This window comes from Saccharopolyspora endophytica (assembly GCF_018070075.1).
GTDB classification, from domain to species: domain Bacteria; phylum Actinomycetota; class Actinomycetes; order Mycobacteriales; family Pseudonocardiaceae; genus Saccharopolyspora; species Saccharopolyspora endophytica.
This window is the reverse complement of the sequence record NZ_JAGPXE010000005.1, coordinates 188624-213399: the sequence shown is the minus strand read 5'-3', so window position 1 is coordinate 213399 and position 24776 is coordinate 188624. Positions and strand designations below refer to the sequence as shown.

Below are 24776 nucleotides of genomic sequence, written 5' to 3'. Positions count from 1 at the left end.
CCTAGCCGGACGGTTCCCCTCCCGCGATCGGCTGAGATCGATGCGTGATCTGCTCCCAGCATGCGGGAAATCGCAGGGCGTTGAACCATCGGGGGTGACACGAACGCGACCGTCGAGGGTTTCTCGCACCGATTAAGCTGTGCACTCCCATGGACAACGCCCAGCCACCCACTCCGATCGAAGCCGTTCGAGCGCTCCACGCCGAGTACGGCCTCCTCGGCCACCACGTGCGCCGCGTGCTGGCCGAACTCGCCTCAGGCCCGCGCTCGTTGGACGAGCTGATCAGGCGGACCGGGGTGTCGCGCCGGACGGTCGAGCAGGTGCTCACCGCCCTCGGCGACGACCTCGACGAGAGCGGCGGCGTCCACCGCATCAAGGACTCCCCCCTCCCGCTCTACCGGCAGGAGTGGCCCCTCGACGCCAAGTCCGCAGTGGACACCGAGACCGGGCTCGACGCCGAGGCGTGGGAGGCGATGCGCGGTTTCATCACCTCCGGGCCTCGTCCGGAGTCGGCGCTGGACCACGTCACCGCGACCCCGGAGACCGCGCTGCGCCGCGCGATGTGGCTGCGCGACAACTACGACCTCGACGGCAAGAAGGTCCTGTGCCTGGGCGACCACGACCTGACGTCGTTGGCGCTGTCGCTGGTGGTGCCGTCGGCGCAGGTGCGCGTGGTGGACCTGGACGAGCGCATCCTCCGCCACATCGACACCGTCGCGGCCGAGCGCGGGTTCAGCATCGGCACCACCCACGCCGACCTGCGCTTCGGGTTGCCGCCGGCGGTGGAGGGCTGGGCTGACGCGGTGTTCACCGACCCGCCCTACACCCCGGAGGGAATCGGCCTGTTCTCCACGCGGGCCGCCGAGTGCCTGGCGCCCGGTCACAGCCGGATGTTCCTGGCCTACGGCTACAGCCCGCGGACCCCGGCTCTGGGGTGGAAGGTCCAGCAGGAGCTGCTGCGGCTGGGTTTCACGTTCGAAGCGATCCTCCCCCAGTTCAACCGCTACTACGGCGCGCAGGCCATCGGCAGCGCGAGCGACCTGTACGTGTGCCAGCCGACCTCGCACACCCGCAAGCTGGCGCTCCGCCAGGATCAGGCGATCTACACGCACGGCCCGCAGTCGGTGGAGGCTTCGGGTGAGGTTCCGGCAGCGTTGCCGGAGGCGGCTGCCGAGCGGCTCGGGGCACCGGTCGCCGAGTTGCGGCGGGCGGGCTGGGCCCGTCCGGTGCGCGAGAGCGCCCCGGCGGCCTTCGACCTGCGCGCCGATCCGGGGCCGTGGTTGCTGCGGATGCTGCTGGCGTGCAGCGCGCAGAAGGTGGCCTTCGTGGTGGCCAACAACCACCCCGACATCACCAGCGAACGCGCCCAGTCCGAGCTGCGCGATCTCATCAGCGCCAAGTACCGGTTGAAGCTGCACCGCAGCACCCCGGACGGCAAGCACGCGATCGTGGTCGCCGAACGCGCGGGAACCGAGTCGGCAGCCGATTTCGTGCTGCAGCGCGCTCACGGCAAGCTGGGCAACGTCTGGCGGGAAGCGCTCATCGCGCAGAGCGAGGACCTCACCAAGCGCCAGGCGCGGGAGGCGATCGCCGAACTCGCGCCGCACCCCGACGACCTGGAGCTGCGGCTGATCGACCTGCCGCGGCACCGGATCGCCGACGTGCTGCGGGCGATCACGGCACGGTGAGGGGCCCGTTCGCGAGCATTTCGCGGAACTTCGGCGCGGGCACGGCACCGGAGAACAACCAGCCCTGGTAGGACTCGACGCCGACGCCGCGGAGCAGCCGGAACTGGGTGGCGTTCTCGACGCCTTCGGCGACGCACTGCCGGTCCATCGCGTAGGCCATGTCGACGACGGCGCGGGCGACCGCGAAGTCCGAGGCGTCGCCGCCGACTCCGGCGACGAACCGCCGGTCGACCTTGATGATCTGCGCGGGCAGGTCCTTGAGGCGGGCCAGCGACGAGTAGCCGGTGCCGAAGTCGTCGACGGCGAACCGCACGCCACGGGAGACGAGTTCGCCCATCTCGTGCCGGGTGCGGGAGGGCAGGTCGACCAGCGAGGTCTCCACCAGCTCCAGGATCACCCGGTCCCACGAGATGCCGGTTTCGGCGACGATGTCGGCGACGGAGTCGACGAAGTCGGGTCCGCCGGGGACCAGGCCCGCGAGGTTCACGGCGATGCTGACGGGACGGCCGTTGCGGACCGGCCAGGACGTCGCCTCGCGCAGCGCGGTGCGCAGGACCCAGCGGTCGAGTTCGCGCAGGAGGTCCCCTTGCTCGGCCACCGGGAGGAACGCGTCGGGCGAGAGCATCCCGCGTTCCGGGTGCGGCCAGCGGATCAGCGCCTCGGCGCTGACGACGGTGCCTTCCGCGTCGACGACGGGCTGGTAGTGCAGGGCGAGCCCGTCGTTGCTGAGGGCTTCGCGGAGCTGGCCCTCGAGGTGCAGCTGGCGGTCGGCGGCGGCCATCAGGGCCGGGCTGGCCAGCGAGACCTTGCCGGTGCCGCGCCGCTTGGCCTCGAACATGGCGGCGTCGGCGAAGCGCAGCAGGTCTTCGCCGCCGGAGCTGGAGCCGTTGGGCACGGCCGCGCCGATCGACGAGGAGACCCGGACCAGCTGGCCGTGCACGGGTACGGCGGTGCGCAGCAGCGCCGAGACGCGGGTGGCGAGCTGGTCGACTCCGCCGCTGGCCTCGACGTCGGAGCAGATGATGACGAACTCGTCGCCGGAGAGCCGTGCCGCCGTGCACTCCACGGGAAGGCCGCCTTCGAGGCGCCGCGCCAGGGCGACCAGCAGTTCGTCGCCCGCGTCGTGGCCGAGGGAGTCGTTGACCCGCTTGAAGTTGTCGATGTCGCAGAACAGCACGGCGATGCCGGGTGAGTCGGCCCGGCCCAGCAGCCTGCCGAGCAGCTCCTTGACGGCGGTGCGGTTGGGCAGCCCGGTCAGGTCGTCGTGGGTGGCCTGGTAGCGCAGGGCTTCGGCGGCGCGGCGGCGTTCGGTGATGTCCTGGAACACCACGAGCCAGAACTCGGTTCCGTCGTCCTGCACCGAGGTGGAGGTGTGCAGCTCGCAGTAGACGGGTTCGCCGTCGGCGCGCACCATGACGCGCTGCGGCGCGCGGCGGCGGATCCCGGCGTGCTCGTCGGGCGCGGGCAGGCTCGGGTCGACTTCCTCGGGGTGGGTGATGTCGCGGATGCTGAGCCCGCGCATCTGGTCGAGCCGGTATCCGAGCAGGTCGCAGAGGGCTTCGTTGGCGTTGACGATGCGCTCGGAGTGGTCGAACAGCCCGATGCCGACCGGGGTGATGTTGACCAGGTCGGAGAAGCGCTGGCTGGAGCGCTCCATGCGGGTGACGACGGCGCGCTGCTCGGTGACGTCCTGCACGGTGCCGACGAAGAGGTCCCTGCCGTCGGCGTCGACGATCTTGGTGCCGTGGATCCGCAGGATGCGGGTCGTCTCGCCGTTGCGCAGGTAGCGGTGCTCGATCTCGACGGGTGCGCCGCGTTCGACCAGCGGCCGCCACGCCTGGCGGACCCACTTGCGGTCGTCGGGGTGGACGTGGTCGAGGTAGCGGTCGAAGGTGCCGGTGGTGGTGACGGGCTGGCCGAGGATCTCGTAGAGCATGCTCGACAGCCGCATGACGTTGGTGCGCGGATCGACTTCCCAGGTGCCGAGCCGGGCGATGCGTTGCGCGTCCTGCAGCCGTCGGCGCTCGTCGCGCAGCTGCCGTTCGAGGGCTCGGTGCTCGGTGACGTCCTGAACGGTGCCCTGCACGCGCACGATCTGGCCCGCGCGGTCGTACTCGGCGCGCCCGGTGCACAGGAAGACGCGGGTGCCGTGCAGGTTGCGCAGTTCGGCTTCGAGCAGTTCGCCTTCGGCGGCGGTGAGCACGTCGGCGTAGAACTGCGCGGCGCGCTCGCGGTCGTCGGGGTGGGTGGTGGAGATCATCGCCGTGACGTCGTCGGCGTGCTCGGCTCCGCCGGCGCCGAGGAAGTCGGCGAGCAGCGGGCTGCGGTAGATCTCGCCGGTGTCGGGGTAGTAGACCCAGCTGGCTACCTTGGCGAGGCTCTGCGCGTCGATGAGCCAGTAGCGCTCTTCGGAGTCGCGCGGCCCGACCTCGGTGCCGGGTTTGTCCTCGGCGAGGTCGGAGACGTCGACGAGGAGGGTGACCTGCAGCGTCGCGTCGTCGGGGTGCTGCCAGGTCTGGATCCGCACGGGGGCGCGTCGCTGCGGACCGCGCAGCCAGGTCTCGCGGCCTTCGCGGTCGATGAGGTCGACGAGCTGGTGGCCCACGAGGGCGCTCGGGTCGGCGTGGCCGGCCAGCTTGGCGGCCTGCTCGGTGGCGGCGACGACCTGGCCGTCCTGGTCGCTCAGCAGTGCGGGGGCGTCCGGAAGCGCCACTCTCGGGACCTGCACGCGCGCTGGGGTGCCGGCCAGGCCGAGACTCCCGGGTGCCGATGGCATCCGGGTCCGCTCGCTCCGCTCGGTCAACTGCACCCCTCCCGCGTTGCAGCCGCAACGGCCGCCCATTACGGCCCCGATGACGAACCACCTAGTGATGCACGCCACAACGGGTCGTATTGCTGACCCTACCGTTCTGCGCACGGTCGGTATCGCCATGGTGCCGGGCCCTGAGGCCGGTTCCCTGAAGAGGTGACAGCCTCCGCCCGACATGATGACGCGAACTCTCGAAATCTTCGTGAAGTCGATTTCCCGCTGTCACCTACGAGTGGGGCCGGGAGAGCCCGGAGGGCTCTCCCGGCCCCACTCGACGCCGGTGTAGAACCTACCGCCGACCCACCGGCCCGCGACAGGGTTTGTTGATCACGCCGTGGCCACACCTTCGGCACGAGCGGCCTTGGACACCGCCGCGCTGACCTCGGGGGCGACCCGCGGGTCCAGCGGCGAGGGGACGATGTGGTCAGCGCTGAGGTCGTCGGCGGCCACGGCCGCGATGGCCTCGGCGGCGGCGACCTTCATGCCGTCGGTGATGCGCCGCGCGCCCACGTCCAGCGCGCCCTTGAAGATGCCGGGGAACGCGAGCACGTTGTTGATCTGGTTCGGGAAGTCGCTGCGACCGGTGGCGACCACCGACGCGTACTTGCCCGCGACCTCGGGGTGGATCTCCGGGTCCGGGTTCGACAGCGCGAACACGATGCAGTCCTTGGCCATCAGGGCCACGTGCTCCTCGGGGACCTGGCCCATGGAGACGCCGATGAACACGTCCGCGCCGCGCATCGCCTCGGCGGGGCCGCCGGAGATGCCGCGCGGGTTGGTGAACTCGGTGAGCTCCTGCTTGATCGGGGTGAGCCCGTCCCGATCGGCGCTGATCACGCCGCGCGAGTCGAGCACGACGATCTCGCCGACGCCCGCGGTGTGCAGGATCTTCGCGCAGGCGACACCCGCAGCACCCGCGCCGGAGATGACCACGCGCAGCGACTCCAGCTCACGACCGGCGACGCGGGCGGCGTTGCGCAGCGCGGCCAGCGCCACGACGGCGGTGCCGTGCTGGTCGTCGTGCATGACCGGGCAGTCCAGCGCCTCGGTGACCCGGCGCTCCAGCTCGAAGCAGCGCGGCGCGGAGATGTCCTCCAGGTTCACCGCACCGAACGAGGGACGCAGCCGGACCAGGGTTTCCACGATTTCGTCGACGTCCTTGGTGTCCAGGACCAGCGGGATCGAGTCGAGCCCGGCGAAGGTCTTGAACAGGGCGGACTTGCCCTCCATGACCGGCAGCGATGCCTTCGGGCCGATGTCGCCCAGACCGAGAACCGCGGATCCATCGCTGACCACGGCCACCAGGCGCTGAGTCCAGGTGTAGCGGTCGGCCAGGGACGGATCGCTCGCGATCGCCCGGCTGACCTGCGCCACCCCGGGGGTGTACGCGATCGACAGGTCGCGCGCGCTGTCCAGCGGGGCGGTCACCGCAGCGGTGAGCTTGCCCCCTTCGTGCGCGGCGAAGATCTCTTCGTGGGTCAGCTCAGCACCGATTCCATTTGCGGTGCCTTCGTTGATGGTGGTCACGGCGTCCCTCCTATTGCCATGCCTGCGGCCCGAGCACTATCGAGCCGGGCGGATGCGACCTCGATCGGTCGCTGTCAACGCCGGCTTCCCGGGCGTACCGGTGAAGAAGACGTCTATCGAAATACCGATACCGGCCATCCTGTTCGGACAGCGGCTCGGCGGACGCTGCGGTGCGGTTAGTGTGCCAGCCCCTCGAAGCAATGTCAGCGACAGGGATCACACGCCTCACCAGCAAAAAGGCGAGAATTTTACGAATTGAGACAGTACGAGCGTCATATTTTCCGAGGATGAGATGCAGTACGGCCGTCCTGTTTGCATTTCGCAGTTATGCGGTACAAGTGTCCGGTATTGCCATCTGAATCGAAACTGTTTGGAAAATGCGTGTGCCGACCTCTGGTTTTCCGCGATGCGATCGAGCGGGGGAACCTTCTTGTCACCGCCGCCCCACCGAACCGACCCCGATCACGCCTCTCCTAGGCTCGGCACTCGTGCAGGTACGTCGACTTGAGATCACCGGGGCGTTCGAATTCACCCCAAAGGCTTTCCCCGACAACCGCGGCCTGTTCGTGGCCCCGTTCCAGGAGAAGGCGTTCACCGAAGCCACCGGCCACGCGATGAACCTGGCCCAGACCAACCACAGCGTCTCGGCCCGCGACGTCATCCGCGGCGTGCACTTCGCCGACACCCCGCCCGGCCAGGCCAAGTACGTCTACTGCCCGCAGGGCGCGCTGCTGGACGTGGTCGTCGACATCCGCGTCGGCTCCCCCACCTTCGGCCAGTGGGAGGCGATCCGCCTCGACTCGACCGAGTACCGCGCCCTCTACGTCGCCGAAGGGCTCGGGCACGCGTTCCTGGCCCTCACCGACAACACCGTCATGACCTACCTGTGCTCCACCGGCTACAACCCCTCCGGGGAGCACGGCATCAACCCGATGGACCCGGACCTCGGCCTGCCCTGGGACACCGAGCTCAGCGGCCCGGCGATCCTGTCCGAAAAGGACCGCGAAGCCCCGACCCTCGCCGAAGCCGCCGAGAGCGGCCTGCTCCCCGACTTCAACACCTGCCTGGCGCACTACGAGTCGCTGCGCACCGAGCAGTGAGGGTGGGAACCTTCCTGCCATCCCGTCGGGCGTGGCAGGAAGGTTCCCCTCCTCAGCGCACGCGGCCGGGCGACGGCCACAGCCGCCAGCGCACCACGCCCAGCACCTGCGCGGGGCCGAGCTCGCGGGAGTCGGTGGATCCGAAACCGTTGTCGCCCTCCACGTGCCAGCCGGCGGTCTCGCGGCGCACGGCGCGCTTGACCGACAGCTGATGGGGACGTTGTTCCCACCGCACCAGCACGACATCACCCGCACGGGCAACGTCGCCGGTTCGGAACACCACGACGTCCTGGTCCCGAAGTGTGGGAACCATCGAGGGTCCGCGCACCCGCAACCTGCGCAACGGCCACGGTCCGAGCGATTTCACCGGCACCTCCAGTAGGACGACGAGGATCTTCAAGAGTAGGGTCGGCCTCGTCGGAGCACTCACTTGTCAGGGAGGAATCATGCGACTCCTGTCGCGCATCCTCAGCCCCCGCCTGGAGGCGACCGCGCACTGCGACCTGCCGTGCGGCGTTTACGACCCCGCGCAGGCGCGGATCGAAGCCGAGTCGGTCAAGGCGATCCAGGAGAAGTACCAGGGCAACGAGGACCCGGAGTTCCGCACTCGCGCGATTCTGATCGCCGAGCAGCGCTCCGAGTTGGTCAAGCACCACCTGTGGGTGCTGTGGACCGACTACTTCAAGCCGCCGCACTTCGAGAAGTACCCGCAGCTGCACGAGCTGGTCAACAAGGCCACCAAGGCCGCGGGCGCCACCGGCACCAAGGGTTCGATGGACCCGGCGAAGGGCCAGGAGCTCCTGGACTACATCGCCGAGATCGACAAGATCTTCTGGGAGACCAAGAAGGGCTGATCTCCAGCGTCCTTCGAGAACGCCGGCCAGCGGAAACGCTGGCCGGCGTTTTCTTTTTCGCACCCCCGGCCCGAGACCGCAGGTGGCAGAAAGGTTCCCATCCTCGCGTCCGCGCCAAGTGAGCGAAAGGTTCCCGTGCTCGCTGCGGCGGTGAACGAGCGGTTCCCGTGCTCACACCGCGGCGCGCGAAAGGTTCCCGTGCTCGCCACCGCTGTGGGCGAAAGGTTCCCACGCTCCAGCCGGTGACGATCATGCGAGGCGTTCTCGGCAGCCATAGGCTGGCCTGCACGGACACCGACGTCTCGCGGAGTTGGGGAGACCTCATGACCACCGCATGCCGAGAGCACACCGGTCACGACCACGCCCACGGGCCCGGCTGCGGGCACGTCGCCGTGCCGCACGGCGACCACGTCGACTACGCCCACGACGGGCACCTGCACGCCGCGCACGACGGGCACTACGACGAGTGCGAGGTCGGCGAGCACCAGGAGCACGGGTCCCACGACCACGTGCACGGCGAGAACTGCGGGCACGTCGCGGTTCCGCACGGCGACCACGTCGACTACGTCCACGACGGGCACCGCCACGCGGTCCACGGGGAGCACTACGACGAGCACTGACCGATGTGGACCGCGTGACGTGAGTGACGTCGTTCTGCGGAAGCGCCGCGGATCCGTACGCTGCGATCCGTGGAGCAGCGCGTCTACATCCTCCGGCACGGCACCACCGAGTGGTCCCTGACCGGCCAGCACACCAGTCGCACCGACATCCCCCTCACCGTCGAGGGCGAGCTGCGGGCACGTCAGGCGGGCCAGACCCTGACCGCCCTGCGCCCCGCCGGCCCCGTCACGGTGCTGTGCAGCCCGCGCAAGCGGGCGCAGCGCACCGCGGACCTCGCCGGGCTCGCCGACGTGGTGACCGAACCGCTGCTGGTGGAGTGGGATTACGGCGATTACGAGGGCCTGACCACCGATCAGATCCGCGAGACCGTCCCGGACTGGACGGTGTGGAGCCACCCGTGCCCCGGCGGTGAGACCGCCTCCAACATCGCCACCCGCGCCGACGACCTGCTGGAGCGCGTGCGCGGCACCGACACCGATGTGGTGCTCGTCGGGCACGGCCACTTCAGCCGGTGCCTGATCGCCCGCTGGCTGAACCTGCCCATCGCCTCGGGCGTCCACTTCGCCCTCGACGCCGCCGGGATCACCGTCCTCGGCCACGACCGGGGCGTTCCGCAGATCCACCGGTCGAACATCCCCGCCTGGCAGCAGGGCTGAGCACCTGCGTCGGTCCCCGCCGCACCACCGCGCAGAATGGGCCTGGACGCACCAGGTTCGGTTGGCAGTGGAGGACGGGATGATCCGGCGGGCTCGCGAGGACGACGTGGCGGCGATGGTGGAGCTGGTGCACGAGCTCGCCAGGTACGAGGAGGAGCCCGACTCCTGCCACCTGACCGAGGAGCAGCTGCGGACCGCGCTGTTCGGGCCCGATCCCGCCCTGTTCGGGCACGTGGCCGAAGTGGACGGCGAGGTCGTCGGGCTGTCCCTGTGGTTCCTGAACTTCTCCACCTGGGAGGGCGTGCACGGGATCTACCTGGAGGATCTCTACGTGCGGCCGGAGCACCGGGGTTCGGGCCTGGGCAAGCGGCTGCTGCGCACGCTGGCGAGCGAGTGCGTCGAGCGCGGCTACGCGCGGCTGGAGTGGTCGGTGCTGGACTGGAACGAGCCCTCGATCGCCTTCTACAAGGCCCAGGGCGCCTTCCCGATGGACGGCTGGAGCGTCTACCGGCTCACCGGCGACGCCCTGCGCTCCTTCGGGAGCTGACCGGTCAGTCCTCGCGGGCGTCGGGAGCCATGGAGGCGTGGAACGACCACTCGCGGCCCTCGCGGTTGAACAGGAACCACAGCACCGCCACGGCGGGCACCGCGATGATCAGGCCGATCAGCGGCCGCCCGGACGGGCCTGCCGCGTACCAGGCGGTGCCGAGCAGCAGCAGCTGCAGCAGCAGGGCGGGCGTGCGGGCCCAGTGCTTTCCCTTGATCAGGCCGATGCCGGCGGCGAGCACACCGGAGGCCAGCAGGGCGTAGTAGCCCGCCTCTCCCCACGTCTCGCCGCGTTCGAGCTGACCGACGCCGCCGAGGTCGCTGGAAGCGCTGCGGACCAGCAGCGCCACCACGAACACCAGGGCTGCCACCGCCTGCAAGGTGGTCAGCACGCCGGCGATGCGCACCGTGCGGGGAACGGTCTCGGTAGACAAGGCGCCCTCTCCTCGAACGGGGCCACGACCCCGACAGTGACTCTGCGTGTGCACTTTCGATGGTAATACCGCCCGATCGCCGCATAGCTGCCGCAGGCCTCGAGACGACATGATCGACTCATGGCTGAAGCGGCGTTCGCGGATATCGGGGTGTCCGTCGATCTCGCCGCGTGCACGTCGGCAGCCGGTGGACAACGGTCGGGTGCGTTCCGGGGTTACGCATCCGCTCGTCACCGGAAACCGGTGGTCAGCGGCATGGCGCATCCGCTCCTGGTGCGTTCCGCCGCCGCGTCCGCCCGTGCCGCGCACCTCGGCCGGTCCCGGTCCGCATCGGACCCGGAGGTGACCGGACAGCCCAGTTGAGACTTCGCGGCACGCGGAACCTGGCCCCCGCGCCCGACGGACACGAAACCGTCTCGCTTAGGCTTCGGTTGTGCGCGCCGTTCTCGTCGTCAACCCGCAGGCGACCTCCACCACAGCCAGTGGCCGCGATGTGCTCGCCGCCGCCCTGGCCAGTGTGCTGAAGCTGGACGTCGTGGAGACGCGGCACTTCGGACACGCCTCCGAGGCCGCGAGGGACGCCGTCCGGGACGGCGCGGACCTGGTCATCGCGCACGGTGGCGACGGCACGGTCAACGAAGTGGTCAACGGCATGTTCGAGGTCGCCGAGCCCGGCGACCCGTCGATGCCGACGCTGGGCGTGGTGCCCGGCGGTTCGGCGAACGTCTTCGCCCGCGCGCTCGGGGTCCCCAAGGACCCGATCGACGCCACGCACCACCTGATGCGCGCGCTGGCCGATCGCAGCACCCGCCAGGTCGGGTTGGGCAAGGCCGACGAGCGGTGGTTCACCTTCAACGCCGGCATCGGCTGGGACGCCGAGGTCGTCGCCGAGATGGAGCACCAGCGGTCGCGGGGCCGCGAGGCCACCCCCGCCCTGTATGCCCGGATTGCCCTGGCCTGCTACGTTCGGATGGCCCGTGGGGAACCGAAGCTGAGCTTGCAAATCGGTGACGATCACCCGAGTGAGCTACTACACAGTGTGTTTGTCTCCAATACCGACCCGTGGACCTACCTGGGTTCGACGCCGGTGCGCATGAGCCCCGAGACCAGCTTCGACACCGGTCTCGGCGTGTTCGCGCTGAAGAAGATGACTGCCTACCCTGTGTTGCGACACGTAGCGGAGATGCTACGCGGTAGAGGGAAACCACACGGAAGAAATTCAATTCAGGCTGCGGATGTGCCCCATCTACGCGTAACCTGTACGGAGCCGTTGCGCCTGCAGGTGGACGGCGATTGCCTGGGTGAGCGATCGGCGATCGAGTTCTCCTCAGTCCCGAACGCTCTCCGCGTCGCTGTATAACCTTCTGGTCACGGATGGACGTCGCTGCCGACTCATGACCCCCGTCTGAGTCCGGGAGCACACCGAAACCCCTGGTCAAGTCTCGTCGATCTTTCAGGTGAGTTCGCTCACCGCCCGAGATCGACCTCTTGACATCGCGGCAGTTCGTGAAAGCATTCACAAGCACACGGACTCCGTGAAAGCATTCACAAACACCCCGAACGAACTATCGGCGCGCATGGGCGCGCCTAGCGAGGAGCAAGGAACAATGGACTGGCGCCACGATGCGGTTTGCCGTGACGAGGACCCGGAGCTGTTCTTCCCGGTTGGGAACAGCGGTCCTGCTGTGCTGCAGATCGCCGAGGCGAAGGCCGTATGCCGCCGTTGTCCGGTTGCCTCTCAGTGCCTGGCGTGGGCACTCGAGAGCGGCCAGGACGCCGGCGTCTGGGGCGGCATGAGCGAAGACGAGCGGCGTGCCCTCAAGCGGCGCAACGCTCGCACCCGGGCGCGCACCAACGCCTGAGTAGCAGCTCGCTGAGACGCGGCCGGTCGGTCGCACCCCCGGTGACCGACCGCCCGTCTCGCCCCGGCCGCACACGGCCTCGCACCGAAAGAACTGACCCGACCCCGACTAGCAACTCCGGCCGATCAGCGTCGATGTCGGTCCCGCACGTTCCAGCCGATCTCCCCATCACCACGGGGTAGCCGGAACCGGGGAAACCGACCCGATCGGCCCGACGTCCCCGGCGCGTGGGGACGTCACCCGAGTGATCGACGCACCAGCGTGGCGCCCAGTATACGGGCCGTCACCGTCGGTACTTCAGAGGCACCCGCAAAACCGCTTCGGTACCACGTTGATGACCGCGGCCACGCAAGCTCAGAGACCCGCGGAGCTCAGACTCCACCAGGGTCCGCACGATCTGCAGGCCGAGACGTTCGGCGCGCTCGAGGGAGAATCCCTTCGGCAGGCCACGACCGTCATCCGAGATGACGACGTCGAGCCAGCGCGCCGAACGCTCCGCCTGCACGACCACTTCCCCGCCCTGCCCCTCAGGGAAGGCGTGCTCGAAAGCGTTCTGCACCAGCTCGGTCAGGACCATCACCAGCGGCGTGGCCAGTTCCGCCGACACCACCCCGAACTTCCCGCCGCGGCTGACCTTCACCCCGGTCTCGGCGACGGCGACGTCGCTCATCATCGGGATCACCCGGTCCACCACGTCGTCGAGGTCGACCCGCTCGTCCACCGACATCGACAGCGTCTCGTGCACCAGGGCGATCGAGGTCACCCGCCGCACCGATTCGTCCAGCGCCAGCCGAGCCTCGTTGTTGCCGGTGCGCCGCGACTGCAACCGCAGCAGCGCCGCCACGGTCTGCAGGTTGTTCTTCACGCGGTGGTGGATCTCGCGGATCGTGGCGTCCTTGGACATCAGCGCCCGGTCCCGCCGCTTGACCTCGGTGACGTCGCGGACCAGCACCAGCGCGCCGGCCGACTGGCCGCGGGGGCGCAGCGGCAGCGCGCGGAACAGCACCGTCGCACCGCGCGCCTCGGCTTCGATGCGCATGCTGGGCTCGCCGCCCATCGCCCGCCGGACACGCTGCGAGACCTCGTCCGCGTCGAACGGGTCGTTGAGCAGCGACCGCGTCAGCGGCGCCAGCTGGGCGCCCACCAGGTCGGCCGCGTGGCCCATGCGGTGGTAGGCCGACAGCGCGTTGGGGCTGGCGAACACGACCGTTCCCGAGTTGTCCAGCCGGATCAGACCGTCACCGACGCGCGGGCTGGTGTGCACGTCGGGTGCGGGCTCCGGCGTGGGGAACGTGCCGTCGGCGACCATCTGGCACAGGTCGGCGGCGCTGCCCAGGTAGGAGATCTCCAGCGGGCTGGGCACCCTCGGCACGGCGAGGTTGGTGTCGCGGCTGAGCACGGCCACGATCTCGTCGCCCAGCTTCACCGGGATCGTCTCGCGCCGGACCGGAACCCCCAGGTGCCAGCGCGGGTCCTCCTCGCGGCAGATGCGGCCCTCCAGGGCGGCGCGCCGGAGCTGCGGGTGGTCGTCCTGGGTGACCTCGGAGCCGACCACGTCCTCCGGGTGCGCGGTGGGCGCGGTGGTGGGACGGGCCTGGGCGACGCACAGGAAGCGGTCCTCGGGCGCCTCGGAGGGACCGATCGGCACCCACATGAGGAAATCCGCGAACGACAGGTCGCTCAGCAGCTGCCACTCGGCGACCACCAGCTGCAGGTGGTCGGCGGCAGTGCCGGACAGTCCGGTGTGTTCGGCGAGAAGATCACTCAGCGTGGACAAGGCGGTCCTCCGGGTCGGCTGCTCGGATCGAAGCGGGTCGTCACTCGACGACAGCGATCAGATCGCCCTCTTCAACGGCGTCACCCGGCTTGACCGCGATGGTGCTGATCGTGCCGGACACCTCGCTGAGCACCGGGATCTCCATGCTCATGGACTCCAGGAGCACCAGCGCGTCACCGTCGCGGACCGCATCGCCTTCGGACATCGACACCGCCATGACGTTGGCCCCCGTCTCGGCGCGGATCTCCTCGGCCATCTCTTCCTCCTCGTCGCGGCCGACTCCGGCCCCTGCTTAGGAAACCACGACCGCCACCACCCGCCGACGGCAGGTATCGGACATGGCAGACTGGAACCTCGAAATCCCAGCGGAGACCGGGTGTCAGTTGATCACTCGCGGTCACCGGGCTGGAGTGAAACTCGAACTTCGAGGGAGTCGCCTTATGGGCAAGCGCGCGCGCAAGAAGAAGGACCGGCGCAAGAACAAGGCCAACCACGGCAAGCGCCCCAACTCGTGATCGCGGCGGCTACTGCCGCACCCGAGAAGCGAAGGGCCCCGGACCACACGGTCCGGGGCCCTTCGCGTTGAGCGGATCGTCAGCGCTTCTTCTTCTTGTTGTCGGCGCGGGCGGCCGCGCGGCGCTCGCGACGGGTGCCGCTGCGGCTCTCCGGGTCGTCCTGCTCGGAGATCTTCTGCATCTCACCGGTCTCGTCCGGGCCGGAGTAGCTCAGCCGCTGGTTGCCGGGGGCCTGCAGGCCGCCACCGCGCAGCGCGGGCGGGGTCTGCTCGCCCTCGCCGGGGCCTCCGGCGAGCTGGCTCAGCGCCGGACCTGCCGACGCCGGCTTGGCCCGCCGGGAACGCGCGCCCTGGGGCTGAGCGTCCGCCTGCGGGACCTGCGGCGTCTGCGGGACCTCGGGGACACCGTTGCCCGCCTGGCTCACCGAGACCGGCACAGCCGGCTGCTCCGGTGCGGGCTCGGGCTCGGCCGCCTCGACCTGGACGTTGAACAGGAAGCCGACCGACTCCTCCTTCAACGCGTCCAGCATGCCGCCGAACATGTCGAAGCCCTCGCGGCGGTACTCGATCAGCGGGTCGCGCTGCGCCATGGCGCGCAGGCCGATGCCCTCCTTGAGGTAGTCCATCTCGTAGAGGTGCTCGCGCCACTTGCGGTCCAGGACGCTGAGCAGCACGCGCCGCTCCAGCTCCCGCATCGCACCGGGTCCGACCTTGCCGTCGACCTCGGCCTCGCGCTTGGCGTAGGCGTCCTTGGCGTCGGCGGTGATCAGCTCCAGCAGGTGTTCCTTGCTGAGGTCGTCGTCCTCCTCGACCAGCTTCTCCCAGCTCAGGCCGACCGGGTACAGCGAGCCCAGCGCCTTCCAGAGCTTCTCGAAGTCCCAGTCCTCGGCGTAGCCGGCGGACGTCTCGGCGTCGACGTAGGCGGTGATGACGTCGGTGAGCATGTGCATGATCTGCTCCTGCAGATCCTCACCGGCCAGGACGCGGCGGCGCTCGTCGTAGATGACGGTGCGCTGCTGGTTCATCACCTCGTCGTACTTGAGGACGTTCTTGCGGATCTCCATGTTCTGCTGCTCGACCTGCGTCTGAGCGCTGCGGATCGCGCGGGAGACCATCTTGTGCTCGATCGGGACGTCGTCGGGCACCTTCAGGCGCGTCATGACGGTCTCGACCATGGCGGAGTTGAAGCGGCGCATGAGCTCGTCGCCCAGCGACAGGTAGAAGCGGGACTCGCCGGGGTCTCCCTGCCGGCCGGAACGACCGCGCAGCTGGTTGTCGATGCGGCGGGACTCGTGCCGCTCGGTGCCCAGCACGTAGAGGCCGCCGGCCTCGCGGACCCGGTCGGCCTCGGCGTCGACCTGCGCCTTGATCTTCTCGACGACGGAGGACCACTCGGCCTCGTACTGCTCGCGGTTGCCCACGGGGTCCAGGCCGCGCTCGCGCAGCTCGGCGTCGGCGAGGTGGTCGACGTTGCCGCCCAGCACGATGTCGGTACCGCGGCCGGCCATGTTGGTGGCGACGGTGACGGCGCCGAGACGGCCGGCCTCGGCGATGATCGCGGCCTCGCGCTGGTGGTTCTTCGCGTTGAGCACGTTGTGCGGGATGCCGCGCTTGGTCAGCAGCTTCGACAGGTACTCGGAGCGCTCGACGCTCGTGGTGCCGATCAGGACCGGCTGGCCCTTCTCGTGGCGCTCGGCGATGTCCTCGGCGACGGCCTCGAACTTGGCGGGCTCTCCCTTGTAGACCAGGTCGGGCTGGTCGATGCGAGCCATCGGCTCGTTGGTGGGGATGGGCACCACGCCGAGCTTGTAGGTGGTGTGGAACTCGGCCGCCTCGGTCTCGGCGGTACCGGTCATGCCGCCCAGCTTGTCGTAGAGGCGGAAGTAGTTCTGCAGCGTGATCGTGGCCAGCGTCTGGTTCTCGGCCTTGATCTCGACGCCTTCCTTGGCCTCGATCGCCTGGTGCATGCCCTCGTTGTAGCGGCGACCGGCCAGGATTCGGCCGGTGAACTCGTCGACGATGGACACCTCGCCGTCGCGGACGATGTAGTCCTTGTCGCGCTGGTAGAGCTCCTTGGCCTTGAGCGCGTTGTTGAGGTAGCCGACGAGCGGCGTGTTGGCGGCCTCGTAGAGGTTCTCGATGCCGAGCTGGTCCTCGATGATCGACACGCCCTCTTCGGTGACGCCGACCGTGCGCTTGCGCTCGTCGACCTCGTAGTGCGCGTCGCGCTTGAGGATGGGGGCGAGCCGGGCGAACTCCTGGTACCAGCGGGAGGACTGGTCGGCGGGGCCCGAGATGATCAGCGGGGTCCGGGCCTCGTCGATGAGGATGGAGTCGACCTCGTCGACCACGGCGAAGTGGTGGCCGCGCTGCACGCAGTCGGCGAGGCTCCAGGCCATGTTGTCGCGCAGGTAGTCGAAGCCGAACTCGTTGTTGGTGCCGTAGGTGATGTCGGCGGCGTAGGCCTGGCGGCGCTGCTCCGGGGTCATCTCGGCGAGGATCGCGCCGACTTCCAGGCCGAGGAAGCGGTGCACCCGGCCCATCCACTCGGCGTCGCGCTTGGCGAGGTAGTCGTTGACGGTGACCACGTGCACGCCTTCGCCGGTGATGGCGTTGAGGTAGGCGGGCAGGACGCAGGTCAGGGTCTTGCCCTCACCGGTCTTCATCTCGGCGATGTTGCCCAGGTGCAGGGCGGCGCCGCCCATCAGCTGCACGTCGAAGTGCCGCTGGCCGAGGGTGCGCTTGGCGCCCTCGCGGGCGATGGCGAAGGCTTCGGGAAGCAGCTCGTCCAGCGACTCGCCGTCGCTGTAGCGGCGCTTGAACTCGTCTGTCTTGCCCCGCAGCTCGGTATCGGACAAACCGACGACGGTGTCTTCGAGCTCGTTGATGTGCGCTGCGATAGCACGCAGGCGCTTGAGCATCTTGCCCTCGCCGGCGCGGAGCAGTCGGGACAGGACCATCCGGTCGACCTCGCTAGCTGATCGTGACGCGTCCGTCACGGACGCTTTGTGGCCATCGTATTAGAGCTGGCTGTGGGGGTGTGCCGTAGTCCGATGCAGCGTTGGCGGACCGCAACATACGGCTGTCCCCCGCGAACCACCGTACGCGGGGGACAGCCGTGCGGGTCGGGCGTGGCGCAGACTCGCCCTTCGCCATGAGGTGAGCGTCCTCAGCCGCTCCTTGCTTCCCACCCTCGCAGCTCGCACCGCCTCGGGTTCCGGGATGTCGTCCGGCGCGGACGACCACTCCGCGTGGGTCGGGAGTGGCGCCCGCGGTCCGGACGGCGTCCCGGGTTCCGCCGGGCAAGCCGCCCAGATGGGTTTCAGGCCTCGGCGAGTCGGATCACGCCGTAGTCGAATCCCTTCCTGCGGTAGACGACGCTGGGACGTCCGCTGTCGGCGTCGGAGAAGAGGTAGAAGTCGTGCCCCACCAGTTCCATCTGGTAGAGGGCTTCATCAACGGTCATCGGTTTGGCCGAGTGCTCCTTCTCGCGCACGACCTGGCCGGGGGCGTAGCCGTCCTCTTCGGTCATGCGCTGTCCCGGCACCTCGGCGGTGTGCGCGGGAGCTTCCTGGGGCGCTTCGAGCAGCGCGGTTCGGCCTTCGGCTCCACCGGAGCCGGATCCGATCGGGCCGGTCACCACGGACCGGTCCGCCATCGCTGCGGTCGCCTCTGCCACGGAAGTCGGGTTGTGCTGTCCGTAGTGCACCTTTCTACGGTCGTGCATGCGCCGGAGCCTGCTCTCCAGCTTGGTCGTCGCGGCGTCGAGCGCGGCGTAGAAGTCGCCTGCACAGGCTTGGGCTCGAATGGGAGCGCCCTTGCCCTTCAGAGTGATCTCGACTCGCTGGCAGTTCTTGGCCTGGCGGGGATTCTTCTCGTGGAACAGTTCCACTTCCGCCCGAATGGCCTTCCGGTTGTACCGCTCAAGCCGGGTCATCTTGGTGTTGACGTGCTCCCGGTAGTGATCGGGAACCTGAACGTTACGACCCTTGACGACGATATCCATTCACGACCTCCGTTCCTTGCATGCTCCGTAGGCGAGGTGTGCACGGGGGCGCCTGGAAAGGAGATCAGCTCGCTTCAGGCGCCAGGGACATGGGTTTTCGCTCCTTCCCTCCGCCTCGGTTGGCTGGATTGGTTCGCCACGTTAGCTCGGTTTATAGATTTGTGACACCCCCTCAGACGGGCGAAGTCAAGCATCCACCGAGAGTGATGTTTGCTGCCGAAAGCAGCAGATCACGCTGCGTGCCAGGCGTGGCCGGAGTGAGCCTCCGAACGGGTGGTTCACCCGTTCGGGTAGAAAGCGCAGTAGCTCTGCGCATGGTGGCGATCTGCCTTTTCAGCCAGCTCACACCCGGAGAACGAACGCGGCCGCCGATCAGTTCCTGGGCCGATCAGGTAAGCGGAAATCACTCGACGAGATCAGCCGGCCGTCGAGGTCAGGGCCAGCGCCACCGCGACCGGGCGTCGGGCCCCTTCGAGCGCGGCCGCAGCGCAGGTCACCGTCGCTCCGGTCGTCACGACGTCGTCGAGCAGCGCGACCTGCGCCCCGCCCGGCGGGAGTCGAGCGGGGCGCACCAGGACCCGGCCGGAGAGGTTGTCGAGGCGCTGCTGCGGGGTGAGCCCCGCCGAATCCGCGGCACCCGGGCCGGTCAGCAGGCAGTCGGCGACGCGCGTCGGCATCCCCGCGGCGCTGAGCTCGACCGCCGCCCAGTGCGCGATCCGGGCCATGTGCGCGCCGCCCCGCCGCCGCGAGGCCATCGCGCGCGAGGGCGCGGGCACCAGCCACCACTCCGGTTCCAGCGACCGGTCGAGGGTGATCGAGCGCAGCGCCGTGGCCAGCTGCGCGCCCAGCGGTGCGGCGAGCGCGCGCTGGCCGTCCTCCTTGTAGGCCAGCACCGCGCGCCGGGCGACGCCCCGATATCGGCCGAGGGCGAACACCGGTGGCGAGTTCCCGAACAGCGGCCGGTCCACCCGGCGCAGCCCGCCGAGCCTGCCCGCGCAGCGCGGGCACCACGCGGTGCCCGCGACGTCGCAGCCGACGCAGTGCAGCGGCAGCAGCAGGTCGGCCAGACCGGAGATCGCTTCGCGAAGGCGGGACAGCACCGGCCGATCATGGCCCGATCGCCGATCCGACTCACCGACGCGCGTCGGTGATCAGCCCGGGTAGAACGGGATGGACGCGCCCCCGATCGGCGCGTCGGTCAGGGACCAGACGTCGTCGGTGTCCCGGGACTGCCAGATGCCGTGGCGATCGGCGACCACCACCTGGCCGCCCGGGCCGACCGTGACCGCGGTCAGCGGCTGCCCCAGGTTCGCCGCCGTGTAGGGCTCCCAGCGGAAGCCGTCCACCGACAGGTCGTAGACCGGGTAGTTGTTGCTGTTGGTGATCGCGACGAGGGACTCGTCCTGCCGCCATTCCACCGACGTGACCTGCATGTCCTGCGGAGCGCGCAGCACCACCGGGCGTTGTAGCACCGCGTGGCCGTCCTGCTCGGCGACCCCGGCGACCACCACGCTGCCGTCGATGACCGCCGCGATCCGGGTGCCGTCGCGGGACAACCGCAGGTCGGTGATGGGACGGCCGGGCGGCAGCGCGCGGGTGTCGACGGTCTGCGAGCTCCACTCGCCGCCGGTGTCGACCACGCGCACCACGTCGCGGCCGTCGACGACCGTCCACACCTCTTCGTCGCCGCGCCACGTCGGCTTGCTCATGTAGTTGCCGACCGTGGGCAGCTCGGACAGCTGCTCGCCGAAGTCGCCGACGCGCAGCGCCACACCGCCGGGGCGGCGGGTGACCGCGGCGAACTTGTCGCCGTGCGGGGAGCGACCCGCGCGCACCACGTCGTACTCGCCGGAACCGGCCGGTCCGGGGATCGGGCGCGCGTTCCGGTCGAGCACCAGGACGCGTTCGTCGACCACCGCCAGGCCCGGCAGGTCCGGGCGCTGCACGTTGTCGGCCTCGTACTGCTCCATGTCGGTGGGCCGCAGGTCCTTGCCGTCGGGCAGCAGCGGAACGCCCTCTTCCTTGATGCGCACGCGCGCGCTGCTCACGCCTTCGAGCGTGTAGACCACCTGCGCGGCGATCAGCTCGCGCATCTCCGGCGAGACGTCGCCGAGCTCGCTGAGGTTGACGTCCATCGCGCCGTCCGCGGCCTCGGTGGTGTTGGTCTTGGGGTGCACCCCGGGCGGGATGGCGGTGCGCATCGCCTGCCGCATGCCCTCCGACGGCCCGGAGGTGAGCAGGTCGATGACCCGGCGCGGCAGCGTGGTGGCCGGTTGCGCCACCACGTAGCGCAGGTCGGAGGCGACGCCGGTGAGGTCGTGGTCGAGGAAGTAGATCGGCACCGGCCGGAAGGTGGAGCTGAAGGACGCCTTGCTCGCGACCAGTTGCGGCGGTGGCGTGGTGATCCGCCACTGGCCGTTGCTCTGGCGCTCGACCCGCAGGTCCACGGCGAACTCCCCGGCCTCGGGCACGAACGAGGAGTCGGCGAGCAGCCTGCCGATCCGGTCGGCCCGCAGCGTCACCAGCTGGACCCCGTCGGGCAGCGGCTGCGGCGTGGCGACCGGGATGGTGTCGACGTTCTCCACGATCAGCATGCCCGGCGGTGGTGTCCAGTTGCGCTCGATCGACTCCGCCAGGTGCTTGCGGGCCGACTCGTGGTTGCTGGCGGGCAAGGCCGCCTTGTCGACGAAGCTGCGCACCAGGGCCAGCGCGTCGATGTCGGCCGGTGGTGGGTTGATCGGGATGGTCGTGTTGCTGCCGTCGACCTCCTTGACCGCCTTGGGCTCGGAGTCCTCCGGGATCGACGCGCATGCCGACACCGACAGCAGCAGGACCAGCAGTGCCGCCAGACGGCGTGACCTGTGCGCGTCCATCACTTCTCCTCCCAGGACTCTTCGGTCAGGCGAGCGGGCCCGGTGTCGCGCACGTCCTGCTCACCGTCCGCTTCGGACGGCCGTTCCACGCCGGCGGCCAGCAGCGCTTCGGGTGCGGCGATGCGCCGGGTGCTCGGCAGCGACAGCGGGCTGGTCTCGGGTTCCTTGCCCGGTTTGCGCGGCAGCGTCAGGCGGAAGCAGGAGCCCTCGCCGGGTTCGCCCCAGGCGTCGAGCTCGCCGCCGTGCAGGCGGGCGTCCTCCTGGCTGATCGACAGGCCGAGCCCGGTGCCGCCGCTGCGCCGGTTGCGGGAGGGGTCGGCGCGCCAGAAGCGGGTGAACACCAGCTCGGCCTCGCCGCTGCGCAGCCCCACGCCGTAGTCCCGGACGGTGACGGCGACGGCCTGCTCGTTGCCCCCGAAACGCAGCTCGACCGGGCCGCCTTCGGCGTGGTCGATGGCGTTGGCGACGAGGTTGCGCATGATGCGCTCGACGCGGCGGGCGTCGGCGACGATGGCGAGGTCGGTGCCGTCGGCGGGTGCGAGCACGCGGAGTTCGACGCCGCTGGTGTCGGCGATGGCGCGCACGGATTCGGCGGCGCGCTCGGCGATCTCGTGCAGGTCGAGCCGCTCGGCGGCCAGATCGGCGACGCCCGCGTCGAGGCGGGAGATCTCCAGCAGGTCGGCGAGCAGCAGCTCGAACCGGTCGAGCTCGTCGACCAGGAGCTCGGTGGAGCGCGACAGGCCGGGCGGGAACTCCTCGCGGGAGGCGTGCAGCACGTCGGCGGCCATCCGGACCGTGGTCAGCGGGGTGCGCAGCTCGTGCGAGACGTCGGAGGTGAAGCGGCGCTGCAGCTGGCCGAACTCCTCCAGCTGCGTGATCTGCTGCTTGAGGCTGTCGGCCATCTCGTTGAACGACTCGGCGAGCCGGGCCATGTCGTCCTCGCCGATCACCCGCATCCGCTTGTCCAGGTCGCCTTCGGCGAGCTGCTCGGCGGTCTGCGCGGCCTGCCGCACCGGGCGCACGACCTGGCGGGTCACGAGGTTGGTGATCGCGCCCAGCAGCGCCAGCAGCACCACGGCGCTGACCAGCAGGGTCCGCTGGAGGCCGGCGAGGGTCTGCTGCTCGGCGGTCAGCGGGAACAGCAGGTAGATCTGCAACGGGCGGGTCGCGCTGGAGACCGGCGTGCCGACGATCATCATCGTGACCTGGCTGTGCGGCACGGTGTGGATCTTGGTGGCGAGCTGGCCGCGTTCGACGAACACGCGCAGGTCCTCGGGCACGTCACCGATGGGGCCGGCGGCGGGCTGCTCGTTGCGGGCGCCGGGCGCTCGACCGTCGACCAGCACGGCGGTGAACGCGCCGGCGACATCGCTGGTGGACTGCCCGGAGGAGGAGGTCGTCAGCCGGTTCAGGGCGGCCTGCAGCTGCTCGGAGACGCTGTCGGAGTTGGGGTCGACGGCGGTGAGCTCGCGCTCCAGGATCTGCACGCTCACCTCGGCCTGCGAGATCGCGCCCTGCTCCTTGGACTCCAGCAGCTGCGAGGTGATCTGCCACTGCAGCACCATGCCCAGCACGATCACCACGGCGAGCGACAGCGCGAGGGTGCTGACGACGACGCGCAGCTGCATCGACCGCCGCCACAGCGCCTCGAAGCGGTGCCAGCGAGCGCGCGTCTCCTCGCGGACACGACTGCTCAACAACCGCACCCAGCGGCTCTGGCGCGTCCACACGCTCACGGCGACCTCAGGCTGTTCGGAACTCGTTCTGCGTAGCGGTGCAGGTATCGGAACCTGACCCGCCGTCCGGCTCCGGGCGCCACTCCTCGTGCATGCGTCGCGGCGTTCTCGCCGGACGACGTGTCGGAACCCGCGGCGGTGCAGGTCGCGAGAGCGGTCTCAACGCCTCGCGGCTCCGCCGCTCGCGAGGGAACACCCCTCGTCAGACTCTCGCAGACGGCTTCGGGGCGTTCTGCACCGGCGTCCGGTGCCGGTGGTCAGCCGATCACGGAGGGCCCGCTTTGTAGCCGACGCCTCGAACCGTGAGGACCACTTCCGGGCGTTCGGGGTCGCGCTCGACCTTGGAGCGCAGGCGCTGCACGTGCACGTTGACCAGGCGGGTGTCGGCCGCGTGCCGGTAGCCCCACACCTGCTCCAGCAGCACCTCGCGGGTGAAGACCTGGCGCGGCTTGCGGGCCAGGGCGACCAGCAGGTCGAACTCCAGCGGGGTCAGCGCGATCGGCTGGCCGTCGCGGGTGACCTCGTGCCCGGGCACGTCGATGATCACGTCGCCGATGGTGAGCACCTCGGCGGGCTCGGCGTCGGTGCGGCGCAACCGAGCGCGCAGCCGGGCGACGAGCTCCTTCGGCTTGAAGGGCTTCACCATGTAGTCGTCGGCGCCGGACTCCAGGCCGAGGACGACGTCGACCGTGTCGCTCTTGGCGGTCAGCATGACGATGGGCACCACGGACTCGGTCCGGATCGCCTTGCATACGTCGATGCCGTTCATGCCGGGCAGCATCAGGTCCAGCAGGACCAGGTCGGGTTTGAGCTCGCGCAAGGCGGGCATCGCCTTGGTGCCGTCGCTGACGACGGCGGTCTCGAACCCCTCTCCCCGGAGCACGATGGTCAGCATTTCGGCCAGGGCCGGATCATCGTCCACCACGAGCACGCGTGCCTTCATGCACCACATCGTTGCACTTGTCACTTGGAGTCCGTGCATCCACCCGCCGGGTGTCGTCGCAGGTAGCGAACTCGACGCCGGTTCAGCGCAACCGGTACCACCGAATGGAGCAGCCATCGTGTGGTGTCGGTTTCAACCTTCAGGCGAGGACGTGCTTGTCGACGAGCACCGCGAAATCGACCTCGGTGGCGCCGTCGACGACGACCCACCGGGTCCACCAGTCCGCGTCGGCGAGCTCGGCGTAGACCTCGGCGCAGCGCTGCTGGAGCGGGGTGTCGGATTCGAAGCGGTCGCGGCGGCGATCGGATTCGGTGCGCTCGCGGTGCTCGGCGCGGCCGGTGGCGACCTCGGCGGGCACCCGGAGCAGGATCTGCAGATCCGGCTCGGGCAGCCCGAAGCGGGTGATCTCCAGGTCGCGGATCCAGGACACGACCTCGCCGTCGGCGTGCTGGTGCAGTCGCGCGGCGGCGTAAGCGGCGTTGGAGGCGACGTAGCGGTCGAGCAGCACGACGTCGTGGGCGTCGAGGTCGGCGCGCAGCGCGTCGGCCGCTCCCCTGCGGTCGAGCGCGTAGAGGACCGCCATGCCGTGCACGGAGGACCCGAGGTCGCCGTGCTCACCCCGCAGCGCCTCGGCGACGAGTTCGGCGTGCACGTCCTCGGTGTAGCGCGGGAACGCCGCGCCGGCCACGCTGCACCCGCGCGCGGTGAGCTCCGCGGTGATCCCCCGGGCCAGGGTGCGCTTGCCCGCGCCGTCCAGCCCCTCGATGACGATGAGTCGTCCCACGTCGGAAACGGTAGCCCAACGGTGCCCGCGGGGTGCCGGGCGCCGT

At 69.8% G+C, this 24776-nt stretch carries 23 protein-coding genes; 10 read left to right on the top strand and 13 right to left on the bottom strand.

The genetic code is table 11. From position 1 onward, the window contains the following. The first annotated feature begins 149 nt into the window (after window positions 1-149). A complete protein-coding gene (locus KBO27_RS14635) occupies window positions 150-1688 on the top strand; it encodes a bis-aminopropyl spermidine synthase family protein (RefSeq protein ID WP_210970539.1) in 1539 nt (512 codons plus the stop codon). On the opposite strand, the gene KBO27_RS14630 is transcribed toward KBO27_RS14635, so the two are convergent. Both KBO27_RS14630 and KBO27_RS14625 read right to left on the bottom strand, forming a co-directional pair. Next, the gene (locus KBO27_RS14630) at window positions 1675-4497 is read right to left on the bottom strand and encodes a bifunctional diguanylate cyclase/phosphodiesterase (RefSeq protein ID WP_307870416.1); all 2823 of its coding nucleotides are present in this window, start codon (window positions 4495-4497) and stop codon (window positions 1675-1677) included. The two genes, KBO27_RS14635 and KBO27_RS14630, sit on opposite strands and share 14 nt — an antisense overlap. 327 nt (window positions 4498-4824) lie before the next feature. Further along, window positions 4825-6024: an NAD(P)-dependent malic enzyme gene (locus KBO27_RS14625; protein WP_210970538.1), complete on the bottom strand. Its 1200-nt coding sequence runs from the start codon at window positions 6022-6024 to the stop codon at window positions 4825-4827. 488 nt (window positions 6025-6512) lie between these two features. Between KBO27_RS14625 and KBO27_RS14620 the strand changes: the two genes are divergently transcribed. Continuing rightward, window positions 6513-7124 (top strand): dTDP-4-dehydrorhamnose 3,5-epimerase family protein, encoded by a 612-nt coding sequence (locus tag KBO27_RS14620; RefSeq protein WP_210970537.1) that lies wholly within the window; start codon window positions 6513-6515, stop codon window positions 7122-7124. A 52-nt stretch (window positions 7125-7176) separates the two neighbouring features. On the opposite strand, the gene KBO27_RS14615 is transcribed toward KBO27_RS14620, so the two are convergent. Continuing rightward, complete coding sequence (locus KBO27_RS14615; protein WP_210970536.1) at window positions 7177-7491, bottom strand: S26 family signal peptidase; 315 nt, start codon at window positions 7489-7491, stop codon at window positions 7177-7179. Between the two features lie 79 nt (window positions 7492-7570). On the opposite strand from KBO27_RS14615, the gene sodN reads away from it, so the two are divergent. The 4 genes from sodN (at window position 7571) to KBO27_RS14595 (ending at window position 9802) form a co-directional block, all read left to right on the top strand. Next, a complete protein-coding gene (sodN, locus tag KBO27_RS14610) occupies window positions 7571-7978 on the top strand; it encodes a superoxide dismutase, Ni (RefSeq protein WP_132619066.1) in 408 nt (135 codons plus the stop codon). A gap of 323 nt (window positions 7979-8301) precedes the next feature. After that, complete coding sequence (locus KBO27_RS14605) at window positions 8302-8598, top strand: hypothetical protein (protein WP_132672514.1); 297 nt, start codon at window positions 8302-8304, stop codon at window positions 8596-8598. A gap of 69 nt (window positions 8599-8667) precedes the next feature. Continuing rightward, entirely contained in the window at window positions 8668-9255 is a 588-nt protein-coding gene (locus KBO27_RS14600) for a histidine phosphatase family protein (protein ID WP_132672442.1), read from the top strand. Between the two features lie 79 nt (window positions 9256-9334). Continuing rightward, entirely contained in the window at window positions 9335-9802 is a 468-nt protein-coding gene (locus KBO27_RS14595; protein WP_210970535.1) for a GNAT family N-acetyltransferase, read from the top strand. 4 nt (window positions 9803-9806) lie between these two features. On the opposite strand, the gene KBO27_RS14590 is transcribed toward KBO27_RS14595, so the two are convergent. Next, complete coding sequence (locus KBO27_RS14590; protein ID WP_132680341.1) at window positions 9807-10235, bottom strand: hypothetical protein; 429 nt, start codon at window positions 10233-10235, stop codon at window positions 9807-9809. Window positions 10236-10355: 120 nt separating this feature from the next. Between KBO27_RS14590 and KBO27_RS14585 the strand changes: the two genes are divergently transcribed. The 3 genes from KBO27_RS14585 to KBO27_RS14575 all read left to right on the top strand — a co-directional run bounded on the left by KBO27_RS14585 (window position 10356) and on the right by KBO27_RS14575 (window position 12097). After that, window positions 10356-10598, top strand: a complete 243-nt coding sequence (locus KBO27_RS14585) for a hypothetical protein (protein WP_210970534.1) — start codon at window positions 10356-10358, stop codon at window positions 10596-10598. Window positions 10599-10668: 70 nt separating this feature from the next. Further along, complete coding sequence (locus KBO27_RS14580) at window positions 10669-11595, top strand: diacylglycerol/lipid kinase family protein (RefSeq protein WP_210970533.1); 927 nt, start codon at window positions 10669-10671, stop codon at window positions 11593-11595. Window positions 11596-11842: 247 nt separating this feature from the next. Then, window positions 11843-12097 carry a WhiB family transcriptional regulator gene (locus KBO27_RS14575; protein ID WP_093413759.1) on the top strand — a complete coding sequence of 85 codons (255 nt, stop codon included), beginning with the start codon at window positions 11843-11845 and terminating at the stop codon, window positions 12095-12097. A gap of 283 nt (window positions 12098-12380) precedes the next feature. Here KBO27_RS14575 and KBO27_RS14570 read toward each other — a convergent pair whose 3' ends face one another. Continuing rightward, the gene (locus KBO27_RS14570; RefSeq protein WP_132672446.1) at window positions 12381-13874 is read right to left on the bottom strand and encodes a PAS domain-containing sensor histidine kinase; all 1494 of its coding nucleotides are present in this window, start codon (window positions 13872-13874) and stop codon (window positions 12381-12383) included. A 40-nt stretch (window positions 13875-13914) separates the two neighbouring features. After that, window positions 13915-14130 carry a biotin/lipoyl-binding carrier protein gene (locus tag KBO27_RS14565; RefSeq protein WP_210970532.1) on the bottom strand — a complete coding sequence of 72 codons (216 nt, stop codon included), beginning with the start codon at window positions 14128-14130 and terminating at the stop codon, window positions 13915-13917. A gap of 184 nt (window positions 14131-14314) precedes the next feature. Here KBO27_RS14565 and KBO27_RS34790 point away from each other — a divergent pair, with 184 nt between their 5' ends. Next, entirely contained in the window at window positions 14315-14389 is a 75-nt protein-coding gene (locus tag KBO27_RS34790; RefSeq protein WP_372448851.1) for a 50S ribosomal protein bL37, read from the top strand. A gap of 79 nt (window positions 14390-14468) precedes the next feature. On the opposite strand, the gene secA is transcribed toward KBO27_RS34790, so the two are convergent. From secA to KBO27_RS14530, 7 genes are all read right to left on the bottom strand, one after another. Beyond that, window positions 14469-17348 carry a preprotein translocase subunit SecA gene (gene secA, locus KBO27_RS14560; protein WP_210970531.1) on the bottom strand — a complete coding sequence of 960 codons (2880 nt, stop codon included), beginning with the start codon at window positions 17346-17348 and terminating at the stop codon, window positions 14469-14471. Window positions 17349-17710: 362 nt separating this feature from the next. Next, complete coding sequence (hpf, locus tag KBO27_RS14555) at window positions 17711-18394, bottom strand: ribosome hibernation-promoting factor, HPF/YfiA family (RefSeq protein WP_210970530.1); 684 nt, start codon at window positions 18392-18394, stop codon at window positions 17711-17713. A 416-nt stretch (window positions 18395-18810) separates the two neighbouring features. Continuing rightward, window positions 18811-19494, bottom strand: coding sequence for a ComF family protein (locus KBO27_RS14550; RefSeq protein ID WP_210970529.1), 684 nt, complete (start codon window positions 19492-19494; stop codon window positions 18811-18813). A gap of 51 nt (window positions 19495-19545) precedes the next feature. After that, on the bottom strand, window positions 19546-21267 hold the full coding sequence (locus KBO27_RS14545) for an LpqB family beta-propeller domain-containing protein (protein WP_210970528.1): 1722 nt from the start codon (window positions 21265-21267) through the stop codon (window positions 19546-19548). Beyond that, window positions 21267-22973: an MtrAB system histidine kinase MtrB gene (gene mtrB / locus KBO27_RS14540; protein WP_372448850.1), complete on the bottom strand. Its 1707-nt coding sequence runs from the start codon at window positions 22971-22973 to the stop codon at window positions 21267-21269. The genes KBO27_RS14545 and mtrB overlap by 1 nt, the downstream gene beginning before the upstream one ends. A gap of 295 nt (window positions 22974-23268) precedes the next feature. After that, the gene (mtrA, locus tag KBO27_RS14535) at window positions 23269-23946 is read right to left on the bottom strand and encodes an MtrAB system response regulator MtrA (RefSeq protein WP_093413767.1); all 678 of its coding nucleotides are present in this window, start codon (window positions 23944-23946) and stop codon (window positions 23269-23271) included. Window positions 23947-24085: 139 nt separating this feature from the next. After that, complete coding sequence (locus tag KBO27_RS14530) at window positions 24086-24730, bottom strand: dTMP kinase (protein WP_210970527.1); 645 nt, start codon at window positions 24728-24730, stop codon at window positions 24086-24088. Window positions 24731-24776 lie beyond the last annotated feature (46 nt).

Bases quoted from the DNA above. Each gene is read 5' to 3' on its own strand.
- KBO27_RS14585 (WP_210970534.1), top strand. From the start codon at position 10,356: ATGGCTGAAGCGGCGTTCGCGGATATCGGGGTGTCCGTCGATCTCGCC.
- sodN (WP_132619066.1), top strand. From the start codon at position 7,571: ATGCGACTCCTGTCGCGCATCCTCAGCCCCCGCCTGGAGGCGACCGCG.
- KBO27_RS14635 (WP_210970539.1), top strand. From the start codon at position 150: ATGGACAACGCCCAGCCACCCACTCCGATCGAAGCCGTTCGAGCGCTC.
- KBO27_RS14605 (WP_132672514.1), top strand. From the start codon at position 8,302: ATGACCACCGCATGCCGAGAGCACACCGGTCACGACCACGCCCACGGG.
- KBO27_RS14545 (WP_210970528.1), bottom strand. From the start codon at position 21,267: ATGGACGCGCACAGGTCACGCCGTCTGGCGGCACTGCTGGTCCTGCTG.
- mtrA (WP_093413767.1), bottom strand. From the start codon at position 23,946: ATGAAGGCACGCGTGCTCGTGGTGGACGATGATCCGGCCCTGGCCGAA.
- KBO27_RS14565 (WP_210970532.1), bottom strand. From the start codon at position 14,130: ATGGCCGAGGAGATCCGCGCCGAGACGGGGGCCAACGTCATGGCGGTG.
- secA (WP_210970531.1), bottom strand. From the start codon at position 17,348: ATGGTCCTGTCCCGACTGCTCCGCGCCGGCGAGGGCAAGATGCTCAAG.
- hpf (WP_210970530.1), bottom strand. From the start codon at position 18,394: ATGGATATCGTCGTCAAGGGTCGTAACGTTCAGGTTCCCGATCACTAC.
- KBO27_RS14575 (WP_093413759.1), top strand. From the start codon at position 11,843: ATGGACTGGCGCCACGATGCGGTTTGCCGTGACGAGGACCCGGAGCTG.
- KBO27_RS14595 (WP_210970535.1), top strand. From the start codon at position 9,335: ATGATCCGGCGGGCTCGCGAGGACGACGTGGCGGCGATGGTGGAGCTG.